The organism is [Flexibacter] sp. ATCC 35208 (assembly GCF_001975825.1).
In the GTDB taxonomy this organism is placed as follows: domain Bacteria; phylum Bacteroidota; class Bacteroidia; order Chitinophagales; family Chitinophagaceae; genus Chitinophaga.
Window position 1 is genome coordinate 1 of the sequence record NZ_MTKN01000278.1, and the last position, 489, is coordinate 489.

A 489-nucleotide genomic window follows, 5' to 3' on the forward strand; every position below is an offset into this window, starting at 1 on the left:
GCCGTCACCCCACGAAAGGGCTCCGACCGCTTGTAAGCGTATGGTTTCAGGATCTATTTCACTCCGTTATTCACGGTTCTTTTCACCTTTCCCTCACGGTACTGGTTCACTATCGGTCTCTCAGGAGTATTTAGCCTTAGCGGATGGTCCCGCCAAATTCAGACAGGGTTTCACGTGCCCCGCCCTACTCAGGATACCACTATCTATTATACTTGTTACCCATACGGGGCTATCACCCTCTATGGCGTCACTTTCCAGTAACTTCCGGTTCCTTGTACATAAAATATCGTGGTCCTACAACCCCAACATTGCCGTAACAACATTGGTTTGGGCTAATCCGCGTTCGCTCGCCACTACTTACGGAATCACTTTTGTTTTCTTCTCCTCCGCCTACTTAGATGTTTCAGTTCAGCGGGTTTGCCCACCTATCGGTGTACTATGTCTTCAACATAGTGGGTTGCCCCATTCAGGTATCTGCGGATCAATCGG

The 489-nt window shown here is 49.3% G+C and carries 1 rRNA gene; it reads right to left on the reverse strand.

From position 1 onward, the window contains the following. Nucleotides 1-489: ribosomal RNA gene (locus BW716_RS35515) — 23S ribosomal RNA — on the reverse strand; the annotation flags it as partial.